This is a genomic window from Nitrospirota bacterium (assembly GCA_016194305.1).
Taxonomy (GTDB): Bacteria; Nitrospirota; Nitrospiria; order JACQBW01; family JACQBW01; genus JACQBW01.
Genome location: JACQBW010000003.1, coordinates 1 through 16,975, shown reverse-complemented (window position 1 = coordinate 16,975; position 16,975 = coordinate 1). Strand labels below are relative to the sequence as shown.

Annotated in this window: 15 protein-coding genes; 8 read left to right on the top strand and 7 right to left on the bottom strand. The window is 46.7% G+C overall.

Translation table 11 applies throughout. The annotated features are described in order from the left end of the window. Window position 1: 1 nt before the first annotated feature. The 6 genes from HY200_00645 to HY200_00620 all read right to left on the bottom strand — a co-directional run bounded on the left by HY200_00645 (window position 2) and on the right by HY200_00620 (window position 6,418). Complete coding sequence (locus HY200_00645) at window positions 2–712, bottom strand: 4Fe-4S ferredoxin (protein MBI3593446.1); 711 nt, start codon at window positions 710–712, stop codon at window positions 2–4. 4 nt (window positions 713–716) lie between these two features. Next, entirely contained in the window at window positions 717–1,487 is a 771-nt protein-coding gene (locus HY200_00640; protein ID MBI3593445.1) for a citryl-CoA lyase, read from the bottom strand. A gap of 190 nt (window positions 1,488–1,677) precedes the next feature. Further along, window positions 1,678–3,501, bottom strand: a complete 1,824-nt coding sequence (locus tag HY200_00635; GenBank protein MBI3593444.1) for an ATP citrate lyase — start codon at window positions 3,499–3,501, stop codon at window positions 1,678–1,680. 1 nt (window position 3,502) lies between these two features. Next, window positions 3,503–4,708, bottom strand: coding sequence for an ATP citrate lyase (locus HY200_00630; protein ID MBI3593443.1), 1,206 nt, complete (start codon window positions 4,706–4,708; stop codon window positions 3,503–3,505). Window positions 4,709–5,071: 363 nt separating this feature from the next. Beyond that, window positions 5,072–5,890 (bottom strand): protein-glutamate O-methyltransferase, encoded by an 819-nt coding sequence (locus HY200_00625; protein ID MBI3593442.1) that lies wholly within the window; start codon window positions 5,888–5,890, stop codon window positions 5,072–5,074. Between the two features lie 57 nt (window positions 5,891–5,947). Beyond that, the gene (locus HY200_00620) at window positions 5,948–6,418 is read right to left on the bottom strand and encodes a DUF420 domain-containing protein (GenBank protein ID MBI3593441.1); all 471 of its coding nucleotides are present in this window, start codon (window positions 6,416–6,418) and stop codon (window positions 5,948–5,950) included. Window positions 6,419–6,608: 190 nt separating this feature from the next. On the opposite strand from HY200_00620, the gene HY200_00615 reads away from it, so the two are divergent. The 3 genes from HY200_00615 to HY200_00605 are packed head-to-tail and all read left to right on the top strand — an operon-like array spanning window position 6,609 to window position 10,984. After that, complete coding sequence (locus HY200_00615; GenBank protein ID MBI3593440.1) at window positions 6,609–7,175, top strand: hypothetical protein; 567 nt, start codon at window positions 6,609–6,611, stop codon at window positions 7,173–7,175. Between the two features lie 23 nt (window positions 7,176–7,198). Beyond that, window positions 7,199–9,259 carry a TonB-dependent receptor gene (locus HY200_00610; GenBank protein ID MBI3593439.1) on the top strand — a complete coding sequence of 687 codons (2,061 nt, stop codon included), beginning with the start codon at window positions 7,199–7,201 and terminating at the stop codon, window positions 9,257–9,259. A gap of 33 nt (window positions 9,260–9,292) precedes the next feature. Then, on the top strand, window positions 9,293–10,984 hold the full coding sequence (locus tag HY200_00605; protein ID MBI3593438.1) for a GAF domain-containing protein: 1,692 nt from the start codon (window positions 9,293–9,295) through the stop codon (window positions 10,982–10,984). 123 nt (window positions 10,985–11,107) lie between these two features. On the opposite strand, the gene typA is transcribed toward HY200_00605, so the two are convergent. After that, the gene (typA, locus tag HY200_00600; GenBank protein MBI3593437.1) at window positions 11,108–12,940 is read right to left on the bottom strand and encodes a translational GTPase TypA; all 1,833 of its coding nucleotides are present in this window, start codon (window positions 12,938–12,940) and stop codon (window positions 11,108–11,110) included. 207 nt (window positions 12,941–13,147) lie between these two features. Between typA and HY200_00595 the strand changes: the two genes are divergently transcribed. From HY200_00595 to HY200_00575, 5 genes are all read left to right on the top strand, one after another. Continuing rightward, a complete protein-coding gene (locus tag HY200_00595; GenBank protein MBI3593436.1) occupies window positions 13,148–13,462 on the top strand; it encodes a hypothetical protein in 315 nt (104 codons plus the stop codon). Next, a complete protein-coding gene (locus HY200_00590) occupies window positions 13,459–13,842 on the top strand; it encodes a hypothetical protein (GenBank protein ID MBI3593435.1) in 384 nt (127 codons plus the stop codon). The genes HY200_00595 and HY200_00590 overlap by 4 nt, the downstream gene beginning before the upstream one ends. 175 nt (window positions 13,843–14,017) lie before the next feature. Continuing rightward, window positions 14,018–14,509: a cytochrome c gene (locus HY200_00585; GenBank protein MBI3593434.1), complete on the top strand. Its 492-nt coding sequence runs from the start codon at window positions 14,018–14,020 to the stop codon at window positions 14,507–14,509. A 66-nt stretch (window positions 14,510–14,575) separates the two neighbouring features. Continuing rightward, the gene (locus HY200_00580; GenBank protein ID MBI3593433.1) at window positions 14,576–16,612 is read left to right on the top strand and encodes a universal stress protein; all 2,037 of its coding nucleotides are present in this window, start codon (window positions 14,576–14,578) and stop codon (window positions 16,610–16,612) included. A gap of 189 nt (window positions 16,613–16,801) precedes the next feature. Beyond that, the coding region (locus tag HY200_00575; GenBank protein MBI3593432.1) for a 12,18-didecarboxysiroheme deacetylase at window positions 16,802–16,975 on the top strand (174 nt) is incomplete at its 3' end.

The following is a 16,975-nucleotide window of genomic DNA, read 5'->3' as shown; positions in this document are numbered from 1 at the left end:
ATTACTTCTGTCCGCCGGATAATCCGGCTGAAGTGGCACTCTCTTGAGGTTTCTGCTCGTTGGATATCCAGCGATGGATGTCGGCCCAATCGGACTTGAATTTTCCCTGTTCGATTTCAGCCAGACGGTGGGTCAGATTAGGTACTTTCTTTTCGTAGAAATAGTTGTGGGTTCGGCGCGCATAAAGAAAAACGAGGTTCGGGGAAATATCGGCAATGCAGACCGGAATGCAGAGATTGCACATCACACAATTGAGGGTTTCATCACGAACCTGTTTAAATTCACCGAAAACCGCTCGCCAGACATTTCCCCTGACGTCGATACCCTGAGGGCAGGCTTCCGTGCAGGTATTGCAATTTCGACAGAGCGCCGCCTCCGGATAATATTTGACCAGTTCCTGTTTGGGATCTTTAATCTCTTCCAGATGATAGGTGGCTTTACTGGACGGAATGTGGGGTGCAAAAGAAAAAGACATACCTTCCTCAACCAAAAGCTGACAGGCAAGTCCGTAGTTCAGTTCGTGATTTCCGCGAATCCGGTAAATCACCGAGCAGGCGCCGCAGACCCCTCCCAAACATCCGATTCCGCGCGTCAAGGCCTGACCCGTGTACCAGATTGCTTTGATGGCCGTTAATCCCGCAGGAACCTGATGCTTTCTCCCGCTGATTTCGACCTGTACCATCTCCACGCTTTTATCAATAGCCTTTTTCATCTTCTTATTTTTCTTTTAAATGGCGGATCGGATTTCCATCATAGCGATGCGTGCCCTCAGTAAGCCTTCGAAAAGGGCGCTCCCGCATCTTTTCTTCAACCACATGGGCCACAACCCCCGGTATCCGTCCGATGATAAAAAGTCCCGAACCATTCCTCCAATGGATACCCATTTCGGAAAGAATCGCGGCGGTCACCCCATCCACATTCAGGGGGAGTGGTTTGCCATCGGAACCGGCTTCCAGTTCATCCTGAATGGCTAGCGCCAGATCGATATATTTTCCATTAAAACCAAGATCGCGCGCGATTTGAATCAGTTTAAGAGCTCTGGGGTCTCTCTTATAGAGTTTATGCCCGAAACCCGGCACACGTTGTTTGTTTTGTCTGTACTCGAGAATAATTTTCTTGGCCAGAACGCGAACATTGTCCGCGTCCGGCGTCATAGACTCTTGGAGAATCCGCGCAAGCGCTTCAATCGCTCCACCATGAAAATCACCGAGTGTCAGAGCGCCTGCGGCCACCGCGGAGTTAACGGAATTACCTCCGGACAAAACCATTCTTGCGGCGACAATGGAAGGAGGGGCAATACCATGCTCGATGATCGCCACAAGCGTGGCTTCAAGAAGCCTCTTTTCCCGATCGGTCGGCAGATCCCCTTTCAAAACGAGAAATATCGCTTCCGCAAAGGAAAGCTTGCCAATCAGTTCCGTAAGCGGATATCCGCGTATAACGGTCTCCGCGCCGATCTGGCCGGCAATGCTGGTCTTCCACTCCATCTCAGACAAATTGACTCGTTCTCACATTAGGGATTAGACGATCGCCAGGTCATCCTCTCTCTGCTCCGGCTCCGAAGTTTACCCCCTATTTTAACGTCATTTTAGTAAGGTAATCAAACTTCGAAGAGTCGCTGTTCAAGGATCAGCCTGGCAATCTTTCCAACTATCAATCACTTTTTTTTTACGAAAATTATAATGGCGGTACTTCTCTCCTTTTAGGAGAAGCATAGTTCACCAGATAATCAAAGAGGCGGATGAGACGGCTCCCCTGCCGTTTTTGGTCGACCCAATGTCCGATCATACCGATCGTCCTGGATAATATAAAAAATCCATTCAGACTTTCATTCGGGAATCCCAAGTCAACCAGAATGGCCGCCATGGCACCATCCACGTTCAGAATGAGCGTGTCTTTCTTGACCGTCGTCACTTTTTCAATTTCCAGGGCAAAATCGAGGCATGGAGTCGAAATCTTGAGCGATTTGACATATCCGACCAGCTCCTTCACCCGTTTGTCCGGATTTCTCAAACTCTTGACCCGATGTCCGATACCCGGAACGGGTCCGACGTTGGCCTTCATATAGTTCAGAAATTCCTCAACGGACAGTTTCTTGTCAACGCCATATTTGAACCATTTACCCGCATCGGTCACGGCGCCGCCAAAACGGGGACCGATCATCAGCATGCCTGCGGCAACCGACTGAGCCATCGGGATTCCGGCACACGCGGCGACGATCGTGCCCAGCGCACCGCTGACACAAGGACCATGATCGGCTGAGAGCATCATAATCCGTTTGATAATTTCCGCTTCATTTTTTGAAATCAGCTGTTTGTTCCAGAGCAATCCAATCACATGAGGAATCTGATACCCTTTGTTGATCAATTCCGAAGCGGCATATCCGTCGTAGAGCGGTTCGTCACCCCGGTCATCGGAGATCGTCGACTTAAAAAGGGGCTCCACCATCACATCTCCCTCTTTCATCGCTTGCTGGACGGTCTTGGGCAGTTTGGGAAGTGTCTGGACATCCACCGCGGGCGTTTGTTGAATTTCCCCCTTGGCAATCAGTTCTTCATAAATTTTCTTGATGGCCGGTCCAAGCGCGCCAAAGGTTTGAGGAACAATGGCCCCCGATTTTCTGAGCAGTTCCATCTTGCTCCTTGCCGAGCCTTCACCATGGAGACCCTCTTTCGCACCGGCGTGACCGAATTTCATTCCTTTGGGCAGGGTCTCCTGACAGAATCCCGAGATGACCGCCATAAGTTGAATTCTTCTTTTTTTAGCGCCGAACCATTCTGCCGCTTTCTCCTCGAGGTCTCCCCCCATCTCTCCTACAATCACAACCACTTTGGTTTTCGGATCTTTTTCAAACATTTCAAGGTAGGTGACAAAATCTGAACCGGGAAATGCATCTCCTCCAATTCCAACCGCGGTTGAAACTCCGTCGGCAAACTGGCTGACGATCCAGATGATTTCGTTTGAAAGTCCTCCTGACTTGGTCAGAACGCCAAACGACCCGGATTGATAAAGTTTACTTAATATCAAATTGTCATACGCTCCACCGATCACCCCTAGCCGGCATTCCCCTGCGGAAATGATTCCGATCGCAGAAGGTCCGTTGAATACTTTCCCGAGTTTCTTTGCCTCTTTCGTCAAGAGTTTCGAATCTTTTTCCGGAACCCCTTCGGTAATCATGGAAACGAGTTGAATGCTGGGCTCTTTCAACGCTTCAGTGGCGGCATTAAAGGCTCTGTCCGGGCCGACATAGATCAGGGTTGTATTAATACCGGTATGGTTCCTGGTTGCCTCGCCCACCGTCTTATAAACCGGCACGGAAATCAGTTCGCTACCGTATGGAATTTCATAAGTCTTGCCCGCGTCGGGAGGAAATACAAACGCCTGCACATTTAAAGGGAGCTTATTCAACTGGCAGAATTCCGCCATCTTTTTCGCCGCATTGACACCCGCCGGCCCACCCTGGATCATCACGCGCGTATTTTTGTTTGCCAGAATTGCCATCTTATTTTCCTCCCTTTAACGCAAAATCGACGATATCTGTTAACGGGGTATTCCGATCATAAACTTGAATATCAAACCCTTCATGAGTCAGCGCACGCATGGAATCCAATCCTTCTTTTTCAAACGGACCGCCGCGCCGAACCCAGATTTTCACCCCTTCCAGCTTCCCTTCGCTCTTTGCTTTCCGGAATCCCTGAATGATGCCAGCAAAGGTTTTTTTCACATTAGTAAAGTTCGCAATGGCGCCCCCGACGATGATATGTTCGATATTCGGAAGAGAGCAGACCTTGTCCGTCAAAGCGCTCACCGCCCAATCCGGAGGATCGCCAGAATATTCGGCATAGTTCGCCGGTTTTCCTCCCAGTGCCACGACCGCATCCGTATAGAATACGGAAGCGCCTCCGCCGGCGGGCAAGAGCGCGATATTGCCACCCGGAATTTCAATAAATTTGACGGATCCCTTAACCCGGGCATCAATTTCAAGAATCTGCCTTTCACTGTCAGAATAAGGTCTTCCGAACTCCGATGCAAATGTAAAGTTCCAGTCCGTATGCCGGTATCGGGCATCGCCATCCACCAATGTGACCGAATCAAGGGCCACAAGTTCCTGAGTGCCGGTCCGGACGACCAGAGGATTAATTTCCATATAGTTGCCATCTTCCGCGTCATAACACTGATAAAGTTTCATGGCAAATTGGGCGATATTTCCAACCAGCTCTCCTTTAAATCCGGCATCACCCGCGAGTTTTTCGAGGTTTTTTAAAGCGGGTGCTTCCCCGATCGGGACTCCCAATTTTCGGATCCGGTCCCAGTTGGATTCGACTTCAATCCCACCAAAATCAGCCAGTAAAATTTCGGATCCTTCGCGAACTGATTTCACGGCTATATAGTATTCCTCTTTATGAGGAACCATTTCCGAAATGATGACCTGCGATACAACGAGACCCCCTCCCACTTCTTTTCCAAGCATCTCCTGAACCGCTTTTTTCGCCCCGGCCAAGTTAAGATCGATCTTGACCAAACCGAGTTTGAATCGCGATCCAATCGCCTCATGGGCTTTGACGACCAGTTTTTTTTCCTGAAGCCATTTATTGGCCTGCGCAATCATTTCAAATTGTTCAATCGACGTGACCACAACAAAATCGGGAACGACCATTCCCCATTTTTTGAGCAGACCCATTCCAGGACCTTCGAGTACCTTAGCCATATCCTTCTCCTTGCATTTGAAACGTTAATTCTTCGCTTTTTCTCATTGAGACCCTGCTCTTCCCTTCCTGAAATGATAGGGAAGGCAGAATATTTTTGTCCGATTCCATAGCAGATCGAACCAAACGCTGTGCGAAAACGAATGGCTGTTAAATCAAGCCTGAAATGAAAAAATTTAACAAAAGATCTCTATTCGTGTCAAGGGTGAAATCGACAAAAACGTCTTTCAACAAGCTATTCTGTAAAAGAAGGGATTTTTGTTTCAAAAATGAAACAGGTTTGGGCTGAAAATGAAGAAGCGACTAAACTATAAGGCGGAGCGATCAGTCAGAAGTTAAATTCCATTAGGCTATTATTTAAGTAACTATTTTCTGTAAATGGTGGGAGCGACGTAGTGATATCGATGAGTTAGCCATTGCAGAGTTTCAGAGTGCCCGATAAAGAGATAGCCTCCGGGTTTGAGATAATTGTAAAATTTGTTCATTAAGACTTCCTGCGTCACCCGATCAAAATAGATCATCACATTTCTGCAGAATATAAGGTCCAGCTTTTTCTCAATCTGAAAATGATCGTCGATGAGGTTTATCCGCTTAAACGTGACTAATTCCTGAAGATGGGGTCTGACTTTCACTCTCCCCTCGCTCTGGCCCGACCCCTTTAAAAAATGACTCTTTGCCCTTTCCGTTCCGATTTCACTGATCTGACTGATGTCGTAGATGCCCGTTCGGGCCCGCGCAAGAACCCTCGTTGAAATATCCGATGCCAGGACGGAAATATCCCATTGATCGGGTTGGTTCACAGTGTCCAGAAGCGTCATGGCAATCGAAAAAGGTTCTTCTCCTGATGAACAGGCTGAAGACCAGATATGAATCTGTTTAACCGATGAGCAGAAAGGGAGAATGACATTCTTGAGAAAGTCGAAATGAACCGGTTCGCGAAAAAAACTGGTCTTATTGGTCGAAATGAGGTCGAGAAACTGAATCAGCTCGCCATCATTCTCATTGTTCAAATGCTTTTCGTAATATTCTTTAAAGGAGTTGAGACCCAGCTCGCGGAGACGTCTTGAAAGACGGGAAACCATCAGGGACTTTTTGCTTTCGTTTAAGCGGATCCCGCTTTCCTGATAGACTAATGAACTTAGAAGTTTGAATTCCTTGTCCGTAATTTCATACTCTTTAATCACGATCCCTCATGCCAGCGACATCGACTCTTCCTCGATCCCCTACCAGGAACAGCATACCTAGTTGCGAGGATAGATTACGAACAACAACAGGTAAACAAGATAGGCGGTACCCATGGTACCCGTAAAACTCCAGACCATTGCGTTGCCGAGGAGACGATGCCTGGAAACGCCTGCCTTCATGGCACCCACACCGGTCCCTTCCCGGAATCGGGTCAATCCGGTATAAAGATTATATCCTCCAAGGACGATCGTGGTTAGCGCCAGAAACATATGAAACAAAAATACAGGCATGTAAATAGCCCAGTATTGCAGGGAAGTTCCTCCAAATTGTTCTTTCCCGAAGATAAACTGTTTACTGACATAGGCGACGAGCCATATCCCGACAATGGAGCTGAAGTAAATCATCGATCTTGAATGATAAGGCACGTTATGTCGTTTTGCTGATCTGACCCCAAAAATAAGAATCAGATAGCCCACTGTGATTCCGGCCAGCACTCCGTACCAGAAAAGTTGTTTCAGATGGATCATAGATTGCCCTTGCTCAATTCTGGTTAAAGATTATCATCCTTCCCGGCGTTGTCAAGAAACACCCTTTATTGTGAGGCGAATTTGACATCCCTTGATCCTCTGTTAGAATTCAAAGAGGCGAAATGACTTCCCATTTTTAATGGGTGTTCTGTCCCTTTTCGCATTTTAGCGTTCTTATTGTGGGTTCAAGATGTCATACCGATTCAAAGTTTTATTTGCATTTTTCTTGTTCTTAATCTCGGGATTTTCTGAACTCTCTTCGGCTCAATCCTACCGTGACCTGGGCAACCTCTCTCTCAACGACACTTTTGAAAAACTGCTCGATTATTCCAAACAAAATGATTTTGAAGGAATTGAAAAGTCGATTCAACTCCTTACACCTTTGAAGCAATCCCTGGAATCCAAATATTCCAAAAAAAACGAAAGAGCCCTTCAATCGGCCATTGATCAAAAAGAAGGAGAAAAGGCTCTTTTGGCAATTCAACAGTTGATCTATCTCGATATGAAAGACCAGCTACTAACGGGTATTGATTCAGTTTCACACTCGAAAGAAAGAGCGATCACAAAATTTAAATATGCCTATCTCGACTACCTGTTATTAAGCCCCTATCTGCAATCAAAGAGCTTTAACGGAGAACAAAAGATCAGAAACCTCTTTCGCAAATTTGCGATGTCGGTAAATAAAACAGATCAGCTGATGGCCTTAAATCAAGAGATTGAAAAAGAGATGTTAAACACTTTTCCCACACTCCAATGACTTTGAATATTAAGGATAAGATCATGAGTCGCAAGTCACTATCGATTATTCTCGCTTCCCTGACAGAATTGATCCTGTTATTGGTTTTGACCGGTCGTTCTGTATCGGCCGGTCCCCTGGTTCACGAAGGAGAATTAAAAGATCTTAACCTTGAGGAAATGATTACCGTCGATGTTCCCACAGTGGAAGGAGCTTCTAAATTTGAACAGATTGTCACGGAAGCGCCGTCTTCCGTCACGGTCGTAACCTCCGCTGAAATCAAGAAGCTGGGATATCGGACCCTGGCAGACATTTTACAGAGCCTCAGGGGGTTTGATATTACCTACGACCGGAATTATAGCTATTCGGGCGTTCGGGGCTATGGCAGACCGGGAGATTATAACGATAAAATCCTTCTTTTAATCGATGGTCATCGGATCAACGACAATATTACGAATCAGGCTCCGCTAGGCACCGAATTTTCAATTGACATCGATCTGATCGACAGCATCGAGATCATCCGTGGTCCCGGATCCTCTCTATATGGCAATAACGCGTTTTTCGCGGTTATCGATGTGCACACCAAAAATGGACGTGACCTCAAAGGGACCGAAATTTCAACGGATGCGGGTAGTTATGACAACTATAAAGGTCGCCTCTCCTATGGCACCGAATACTCCAATGGCTTTGAAGGGGTCGCGTCCGGAACCGGCTATGCTTCCAGGGGGCAAAGTCTTTATTATCCTGAATACAACAGCCCCCTGACCAACAATGGCCTTGCGGATAATCGGGACTCTGATCAGAGCAAAAGCGTATTCACAAAGTTCTCCTATCATGGAATTACGTTAGAAAATTCATTCAGTTCAAGAACCAAAGGGGTTCCCACCGGATCGTTTGGAGCCGATTTTAATCAGGCCAATCAGTCGGTTGACAGTCTTTTCTTCTCCGATTTAAAGATCGAAAAACGGCTTGGAAGCGGGGGAGACGCGATGGCCCGCGTCTATTACGACTATTACAGCTATACCGGAGACTTCTTTTACAGCGGCGTTGACAATAAAGATCTCGAGCGAGGAGAGAGAGTCGGAGGTGAACTTAAATATTCGGTGGCCATTTTCAATGACCATAAACTCGTTATCGGCGGCGAATATCTGGACAACCTAAAACAACAGCAACAGAACTATGATATTCTGCCGAATTATACTTATCTCGATGATAACCGGAGATCCCGGATTATCGCTGAATATCTTCAATTAGACCTTCCATTCTTCCTGGACTGGATCACTCTCAACGCAGGATTCCGTCATGATGAGTATGATACTTTCGGACATACCTATAATCCGCGCCTTGGACTGATTCTTAATCCATTTCAGAAATCCTATTTTAAACTCCTTTACGGGAGCGCGTTTCGTGCACCCAATGTTTATGAACTCTATTACGCATCTCCCGGACTGCAACTCGAGGGAAATCCAAATTTAAAACCTGAAAAGATCCAGACTTTTGAAGGCATCTATGATCAATACTTTCTCGATGGCTACAGGGCAACAGTCTCGTTATACAAAAATATTGTCACAGACCTGATCGAACAAAGAATAGACCAAAGCAACAATTTCATTATTTACCGGAATGTCGATGAAAATGTGGACGGTAAGGTGGAAACCAAGGGAATTGAGCTGGAATTGGCTCGAAAAGGATCGAATGGAATCGAGGGACGGATCAGCTATTCATTCCAAAATGTGAAGAATACACTCACAGACGCAGAAATACCCAATTCTCCCAATCAACTTGCCAAGGCAAACCTGATTCTGCCCCTTTATATGAAAAAAATCTTTTTCGGAATTGAAGAACTCTATACCAGCGAGAAATTGACGCTCGCAGGACAGACCGCTCAAAATCTTGGCCTGCCCGGGATCTATACCGATCAGTATTATCTGACCAATCTGACACTGAGCACTCACGATCTCATTACCAAAGGGCTCGATCTGTCGGCCAGTATCTATAATCTCTTTGACAAACCCTATGATGACCCCGGGCGCCCTGAACACCTGCAGGATATGATTCAACAAAATGGAATCAATTATCGCATTAAAGTGACGTATCAGTTTTAACCGTTAGCCATTCCATTTAAAGGAGGATTTCGAATGGATCTTTTTGAAAACAAGCGTAATACCGTTATTACGCTCCGCTGGTTGCTAATCATTGCCCTATCCTATCTCCTGATATTTCAAAAAAAGGCAGGTTCCGCAGGAAACTCGTCTCAACTTGTTTTCGACCTATTGGTTCTCTTCTACATTGCCTCCAATGTCATCCTGATTTTTCTTCCCAGGAAAGTCTTTGAGCTTCGGAAATTTGATCTTGTCTTGATCATTGTCGATACCGCAATGGTTTCCAGCGGGATCTTTTTGCTTCAAAATGTCTCCTCCTATCTTATGTTTTTCTATTTTTTGATTATTCTGATGACCACTTTTGGCCAGGGTCTAAAAGGGATTGTGGCCAACGGCTTTTTGCTCATCGGCATGTATGTTCTCTTTCAGGTCAAAGAGACTGGCTTAAGCCACTTTCTATCTGATCCGGGAGACCTGCTGCCGATCCCGTTCTTGCTGGTCGCTGTCATTTTTTACGGCCTTCTGGTCGATCAGGAAAACAGACGTTATAAAAAAACGGTTGAAGCCATCCGGGAAATTTCCGAAGTCATCAGCACCACTCTGAATCTCCGGGAGGTCTATCAGACTATTTTAGACGCCCTGGTCAAACTCCTCGGCGCCGAGAAATGTTCCATCATGCTTCTTGACAAATCGGGAGAAATGCTGACCATCCAGGATGCGAGAGGCCTATCACAGGAGGTGATTCTTACAACACGAACCGCAGTGGGTGAAGGAATCGCCGGATGGGTTGCCCTGCAGGGACAGCCTCTTCTTCTGACTACTCCGACGCTGACGGCGCCCGATGGCAAAATACTTGGGACGATACCCAATGCAAACTCTGCGATTACAGTTCCGCTGAAAATCAGAAACCGGATCATCGGAGTTCTGAATATCTCTAATTGTTCCGGGAACCGGAATTATACGCGCCAGGATCTCAATATTTTGACAGTGTTTGCCTCTGAAGCAGCCACTGCAATTGAAAACGCCAGGTTATTTGAGCAAATTCAGGTCAAAAGCCTTGAATTGAAAGCGGCTAACCTTGACACGATCATGGCATTTGCAGGTTCTCTGGAGAGCAAGGATGTTTACACGGGAGGCCATGCCCAGCGACTTTCGATTTATGCAGGAATGATCGCCAAGAATCTACAGCTTGAAGAAGAACAGGTTGAACAGCTGAAATATGCCGCGGCGCTTCATGATGTCGGGAAAATCGGCGTTCCGGACCACATTCTCCTCTCGACTAAAAAGCTAGAACCGGAAGAGTGGAGAATCATGAAAACCCACTCTGAAAAGGGAGAGGGGCTGATCCACCAGATTCAATCCCTTAGACATCTGGCGCACTATGTACGCCACCATCATGAAAGATGGGATGGCGAAGGATATCCGGACAAAGTCAAGGGCAGGGAGATTCACCTTTATTCGAGGATTATTGCGGTATGTGATACTTATGACGCAATTACGACGAATCGCTTGTACCAGAAGGCCAAAGAACCGGAAATGGTGATCAAGATATTGAAGGAATGCCGGGGAACCCAGCTTGATCCCGAGCTGATTGACCTTTTTATGGGAATGGTGATCAAAAACGATGAATTATTGACCCTCACCGTTCCCCGTCCTGAAGAGGTGGCCAACGGTTCAGGACAATACCAGCTGGTCCCCGTCACACTTCCTCTTTCCAGCAGAAAATGACCAGGTTGTTCAAAAAGTGCCATAAGAAAGGCCGCAGAATCGAGGAGAGGGAGGCGTACCAGACAGGTACGTTGACGAAGCCGAGATTCGAGAACGCAGCTGATGGACTTTTTCAACGACCAATTATTTTTTGGTCAGGCGTTTTCGCTCGTTTTCGCTGAGATGGCGCTTGCGGAGCCGAATACTCTTGGGCGTGACCTCCACCAGCTCATCATCTGCGATAAATTCAATCGCCTGTTCAAGACTTAATTTGCGAGGAGGGGTCAGGACGATCGCATCTTCCGCGGTGGAGGATCGAATATTCGTCAAATGCTTTTTCTTGCAGACATTGACAACCATATCGTTGTTTCGTGAATTCTCGCCCACAATCATTCCCTCATAGACCATGACCTGCGGGTCGATAAAGAGAACGCCTCGATCCTGGGTATGATTCATGGCATAGGTAACCGCTTCTCCCTGTTCCATCGAAATTAGAACCCCCTTGATCCGTCCCCCAAAATCCCCTTTATAGGGTGCATAGTCATGAAAATGATGATTGAGAATGCCCGTTCCTTTAGTATCTGTCAAAAACTCCGTCCGGTATCCGAAAAGACATCTGGCCGGAATTTCAAACTCAAGTCGGACATGTCCGGTACCGCTGTTAATCATATTCTTCAATTCTGCTTTTCGAAGACCCATTTTCTCCATGACGATGCCCATATACGCTTCTTCGACATCGATCATCATTTTTTCCATCGGTTCGAATCGTTCATTACCGATCATCTTATATATGACTTCAGGACGGGAAACCGCGAGTTCAAATCCTTCACGACGCATCGTCTCAATTAATATGGAGAGATGAAGTTCTCCCCTTCCCGAAACTTTAAAGGCGTCCGTATCGTCGGTCTCTTCCACTTTCAACGCGACATTGGACCGAAGTTCTTTAAACAACCGATCGCGAAGATTCCGGGAGGTCACAAATTTTCCCTCGAGGCCGGCAAAAGGAGAGTTGTTGACCATAAAATACATCGAGATCGTCGGTTCACCGATCGAGAGCGGAGGGAGGGCATGCGGTTGAATCAAATCGGCAATGGTCTCTCCGATATTGACCTCGTCAAAACCCGCCACGCAGAGAATGTCACCCGCTTTGGCATCTTTAATCTCGACTTTCTTTAAACCTTCATATCCGAGCAGACGGGCCACCTTTCCACTTTCCATCGTTCCATCTTTATGGATCAAATTCACGATTTCTCCCGTTTTGATCTTTCCCCTGAAAATTCTTCCGATGGCCAATCGCCCCAGAAAGGAATCGTACTCCATCGTATTCACCAGCATCTGGAGAGGAGCTTCGTCATCTCCCGGCGGAGGGGAGATTTTGCTCAATATCGTTTCAAAAAGGGGCTGAAGGTCTTTCGCTTCCGATTCCATACTGAGTTTGGCAACCCCTGCTTTTGCCGAGGCATAAACCACCGGAAAATCGAGCTGATCGTCGTTGGCTTCCAGTTCGACAAAGAGATCGAAGATTTCATCCAGCACCTCGTTCGCACGGGCATCGTTCCGGTCAATCTTGTTGATCACCACAATCGGTTTCAAATCAAGCTCCAGTGATTTCTTCAAGACAAATTTCGTCTGTGGCATCGGCCCTTCAAATGCATCGACCAGAAGCAATACCCCATCGACCATTTTCAAAATCCGTTCCACCTCACCGCTGAAATCAGCGTGTCCGGGCGTATCGACAATATTGATTTTAAAATTCTTGTACCTCACCGAAGTATTTTTTGCCAGAATGGTGATGCCGCGCTCCTTTTCCAGATCATTCGAATCCATGACCCTTTCTACTACCGCTTCATTGGTCCGGAATGCCCCGCTTTGACGGAGCATCTTGTCAACCAGGGTCGTTTTTCCATGATCGACATGGGCAATAATGGCAATATTCCGAAGATCTTCTCTGACTTTGGTACGAATCACCGTTTCCATTTCCATGAACTTTCCTTTTCACTATTGAATTTCTTGAAACCAATAAAAAAACCCCGTTATCGGGGTTCTATAAATCCAGAAAACCTTTAATTTATATCATGGAAAATGTCTTCTGTCAAAGTAAAAACTATTTTGAAAAATTCCAATTGCCCCCCATTTTCAAAAAAGGTATAATTTTTTCCTATCGTTCAGGATCAAGGAAAGGGATTGAATTTGCAAGAATTTGAAAATGCCTCCGATAAAATCCGCGTCTTGGAAATACGGGTGTCAGAAAATGCTGAAGAATCCCGCCTTCTGAAAGAGGCGCTCCAGAAATCAACTGAAATGATCGTCAGTCTCCAGCTTCAATTGAGCAAACTATACCGGAGGACCTTTACGACCTGTGTCGACTGCCAGACGGAGTTTGACCTTTTAACCCACCATTATAGTATTGGCCTTCATGATAACCTCGTTTTTGTGAAATGCCCTAAATGCAGAAAAGATATGGCCATTGACCGCATAGACGGATTGAAACGGGAATGACAGATCAGGAAACGCTTTTCAAAAGCATTGTCTGGAACCTCTACAAGGAACATATCAAGAAGTTTTCTCATGCCGCAGTGAAAGGAGAGCCGACCATTGAAGAGATGAAATCGACTTTTCTCTCCATCCTGCCCGAATGTATCATCAAAGTCCTGGGGCAGGAAAAAACGGGAATGATTGTACAATTTCACCATCTCGACACCTATCCGGCCCCTGAATTGACCGGTGTGATGATGGTTCAGGAATACCTTCAGAAAAAGTACGGTGGGGGAAAATTCAAGATTAATTTCTACCATAAAACCAATTTCATGTCGACCAAGAATTATGAAACATCGGGCCCCTTCATCTGGAAAACGATGATCAAGGAAGATATTAGATAACCAACCCATATGAGAGGAAACTTCACCCCCTACGAGCGGAAGCGAGTGAGAGGGGGAGGCTCCATCTGGCTCTGCCAGTGTAGGGGGCGCGCGTTGGCACGAACAAGTGTCAATAAGCTTGTGCGCGGGTGCGAGTCAGTGCGCACCCTGGACCGACGCGAGTTCCATGTAAAATATGAAGAAAACCATCTTTCAGCTTCTTCTCGTTTTTCTCCTGATCAATGGCGTCCTGTACCTCTTTGTGACCATCGGACCAAAAGAGGCGGAAACCGTCGGAAAAGAACGGGACATAGAAATACCGAGGGCCCCGGAAGATAAAAAATTCGTCAAGAACCCGTTTCCCGCCAGTTCCGAAATTGTCTCGAAAGGAAGCGAGATCTATCATGGTAAGGGAGGTTGTTTTGCCTGTCATGGGCGCGAAGGAAAAGGCGACGGCCCGGCGGGGTCGGCTCTAAATCCACGTCCCCGGAATTTTGCCAATCCCCGATTCCATGAAATTCGAACGGACGGAGAGCTTTTCTGGGTCATTCAAAACGGCAGCCCCGGAACCGGTATGTTTTCCTATTCCCCTTCCTATATCACTGAAGAGGAAACCTGGATGGTTATTCGATATATCAGAACAATTCCAAAAGAAATTGAAAAATCTCTCCCGCCAAACAGCCCATAAAGATGTGGTAATTTATTCACAGGTTATTGTATAATTTAACCTTCTTTTTTTAAGGGGGATAAGCTTATGTATAAGACCATTTATGTCGCGGTAGACAATTCAGATCACTCCAACAAGGCCGCCGATATTGCTGTTACTTTTGCCCAAGCCTTCGGCGGGACCATTATCGGGTCCCATGTTTATGCGGCGAAAATGCATGACAAACGTTTTAAACAGATGGAAGCAGGTCTGCCGGAAGAATATCATGACGAAAAAGAACTGGAAAAACAAAGACGCATCCATGATTCCCTGATCACGAGGGGCCTGGAAATTATTACCGACTCGTATCTTGATATTATCAAAGGAAAGTGCAGCAATGCCAATCTTTCCTTCGAGGCCCGATCGCTCGAAGGACGAAACTTTCAGGCTCTTGCCCAGGATATTAACGAAAACCATTATGACCTGGTCGTCATGGGTGCTCTCGGTGTCGGAGCCGTTCGTGAAAGTCTGATCGGCGGGGTGACGGAGAGGGTGGTACGGAGAACGCGGAATTCGGATCTTTTTATCGTGAAGGATCTCGGTCCGATCGATACTTCAAAAAAGATTTTTGTTTGTCTCGATGGAAGCCATCGGGCATTTGGCGGATTAAAAAGCGCCATTGCAATCGGCAAAGCCCTGGGCATGGAAGTGGAGGCCCTCGCCGCCTTTGACCCCTATTTTCACTATGCGTCTTTCAACAGTATCGCTGGGGTTCTCTCGGAAGAGGCTGGAAAAGTCTTCCGGTTTAAAGAGCAGGAAAAACTCCATGAAGAAGTCATCGATTCCGGTCTGGCCAAGATTTATCAGGCCCATCTTGATATCGGAAAGCAAATCGCCGAAGAAGAAGGCATGAAGATCAAGACGACCCTCCTCGACGGAAAAGCGTTTGAACGGATCATTCAATATTGCCGAAAAGAGAAACCGTGGCTGGTTGTCATGGGAAGAATTGGCGTTCATTCCGATGAAACGATGGATATCGGAAGCAACTCCGAGAACCTCCTCCGGATGCTCTCTTCCAATGTTTTGATCTCGAACAGAACCTATGTTCCACCCATCGACACCATGGCCGAATATACCATTGCCTGGACCGACGAAGCCAAGAGAAGGATGGAAAAAGTGCCGGTTTTTGCAAGAGGGGTCGCTAAGACGGCCATTTATCGATATGCGGTCGAAAAAGGACATACGATTATCTCCAACGAAGTGGTCGATTCCGCGATGGGTCATCTCCTTCCAAAATCTTCTATCGATGCCATGAAACGGCTCGGTGAAGCGCTTGAAGAAAAGAAAATAAACCGGGATAAAATGCAGGGAAGCGACGAAGTCATACAGGATCTCATGGGAGGCGGATCGCAGATGCTTGGCCTCATGGGGAAGACGGTCTCCTCAGGAAGCGGAGGAGAGGTTCTTACCTACGACCAGCGGCGCGACCTCCCCTATTATATGTGCAATGACTGCGGCTACATTGCCAAGGGGGATCAGCCGGTAAAATGCCCGATCTGTTCCGCCGAAGGTGTAAAATTCGGAATGATTGACAAATCGATCATTCAGGAAGCGGCCAGAGTCGAAGGGAATATCGAAGTCGAACTTGCCTACGATGATGTAACCATTGAATGGACTTCTGAAGGAAAGGCACGGCTGCGACAGGTGCCGTCCGGCTATCTGCGAAGAAGAGCGAAAGCGATCATTGAGAAATCAGCGAGAAAACAGGGCATTAAAACAATTACCACAGATTTTGCGGCTGAGGTCATAGCTCAGTATGCCGAAGAGAAAGATAACTGGAAGGATGAGATTATGGGAATTAAAACCGAAGCTGTCCAAAACAATCAACCTGCATTTAACTGGAACGCGGAGGCTGTCCAGAGGCTGGACCGGGTTCCGGCGGGCTATATGAGGGATTCAACGAAACTCACCATTGAGGAATATGCCACTTCCATCGGTACGCAAACCATCACGCTCGAAGTTGCCAATGATGGAATTGAAAAAGCGAAAAAGGTGATGGAAGAATCCATGAAGAATCCGGAGGCATTGCAGGCCATCATGAATAAGCTGGCCGAAGCCAAAAAAAGAGAAACGCTTACTCAATAACGAAGCGATTTCAGTTCGGTCTTCCTAAACAGGGAGGGATTGTTGCCTGAACAGCGACCTCTTCAAAGTTTGTTTACCATTCAAGAGTGAAGTACAAATAGAGGGTAAACTTTGGAGCAGGAGTAGTTTAGGTAATAATCCCTCCCTGTCCTTGATTCAATATATCTTAATAATGCAATGGTAAAATAGATGCCTGAATTAATCGTCAAAGAAGATTTTAAACCCTTCCTAATCGCCTGGAATCTCACCAAACGCTGCAATCTTCGTTGCGACCATTGTTACCTCTCCGCAGGAGAACGCGATGCTGGCGCGATAGACGAACTTAACACCGAAGAATGCTACCGGGCAATCGATGACATGGTC

Excerpts from the sequence above, each read along its gene's own strand:
- HY200_00590 (MBI3593435.1), top strand. The coding sequence starts at position 13,459 with ATGACAGATCAGGAAACGCTTTTCAAAAGCATTGTCTGGAACCTCTAC.
- HY200_00620 (MBI3593441.1), bottom strand. The coding sequence starts at position 6,418 with ATGATCCATCTGAAACAACTTTTCTGGTACGGAGTGCTGGCCGGAATC.
- HY200_00640 (MBI3593445.1), bottom strand. The coding sequence starts at position 1,487 with ATGGAGTGGAAGACCAGCATTGCCGGCCAGATCGGCGCGGAGACCGTT.
- HY200_00635 (MBI3593444.1), bottom strand. The coding sequence starts at position 3,501 with ATGGCAATTCTGGCAAACAAAAATACGCGCGTGATGATCCAGGGTGGG.
- HY200_00645 (MBI3593446.1), bottom strand. The coding sequence starts at position 712 with ATGAAAAAGGCTATTGATAAAAGCGTGGAGATGGTACAGGTCGAAATC.
- HY200_00610 (MBI3593439.1), top strand. The coding sequence starts at position 7,199 with ATGAGTCGCAAGTCACTATCGATTATTCTCGCTTCCCTGACAGAATTG.
- HY200_00580 (MBI3593433.1), top strand. The coding sequence starts at position 14,576 with ATGTATAAGACCATTTATGTCGCGGTAGACAATTCAGATCACTCCAAC.
- HY200_00605 (MBI3593438.1), top strand. The coding sequence starts at position 9,293 with ATGGATCTTTTTGAAAACAAGCGTAATACCGTTATTACGCTCCGCTGG.
- typA (MBI3593437.1), bottom strand. The coding sequence starts at position 12,940 with ATGGAAACGGTGATTCGTACCAAAGTCAGAGAAGATCTTCGGAATATT.
- HY200_00585 (MBI3593434.1), top strand. The coding sequence starts at position 14,018 with ATGAAGAAAACCATCTTTCAGCTTCTTCTCGTTTTTCTCCTGATCAAT.
- HY200_00630 (MBI3593443.1), bottom strand. The coding sequence starts at position 4,708 with ATGGCTAAGGTACTCGAAGGTCCTGGAATGGGTCTGCTCAAAAAATGG.
- HY200_00615 (MBI3593440.1), top strand. The coding sequence starts at position 6,609 with ATGTCATACCGATTCAAAGTTTTATTTGCATTTTTCTTGTTCTTAATC.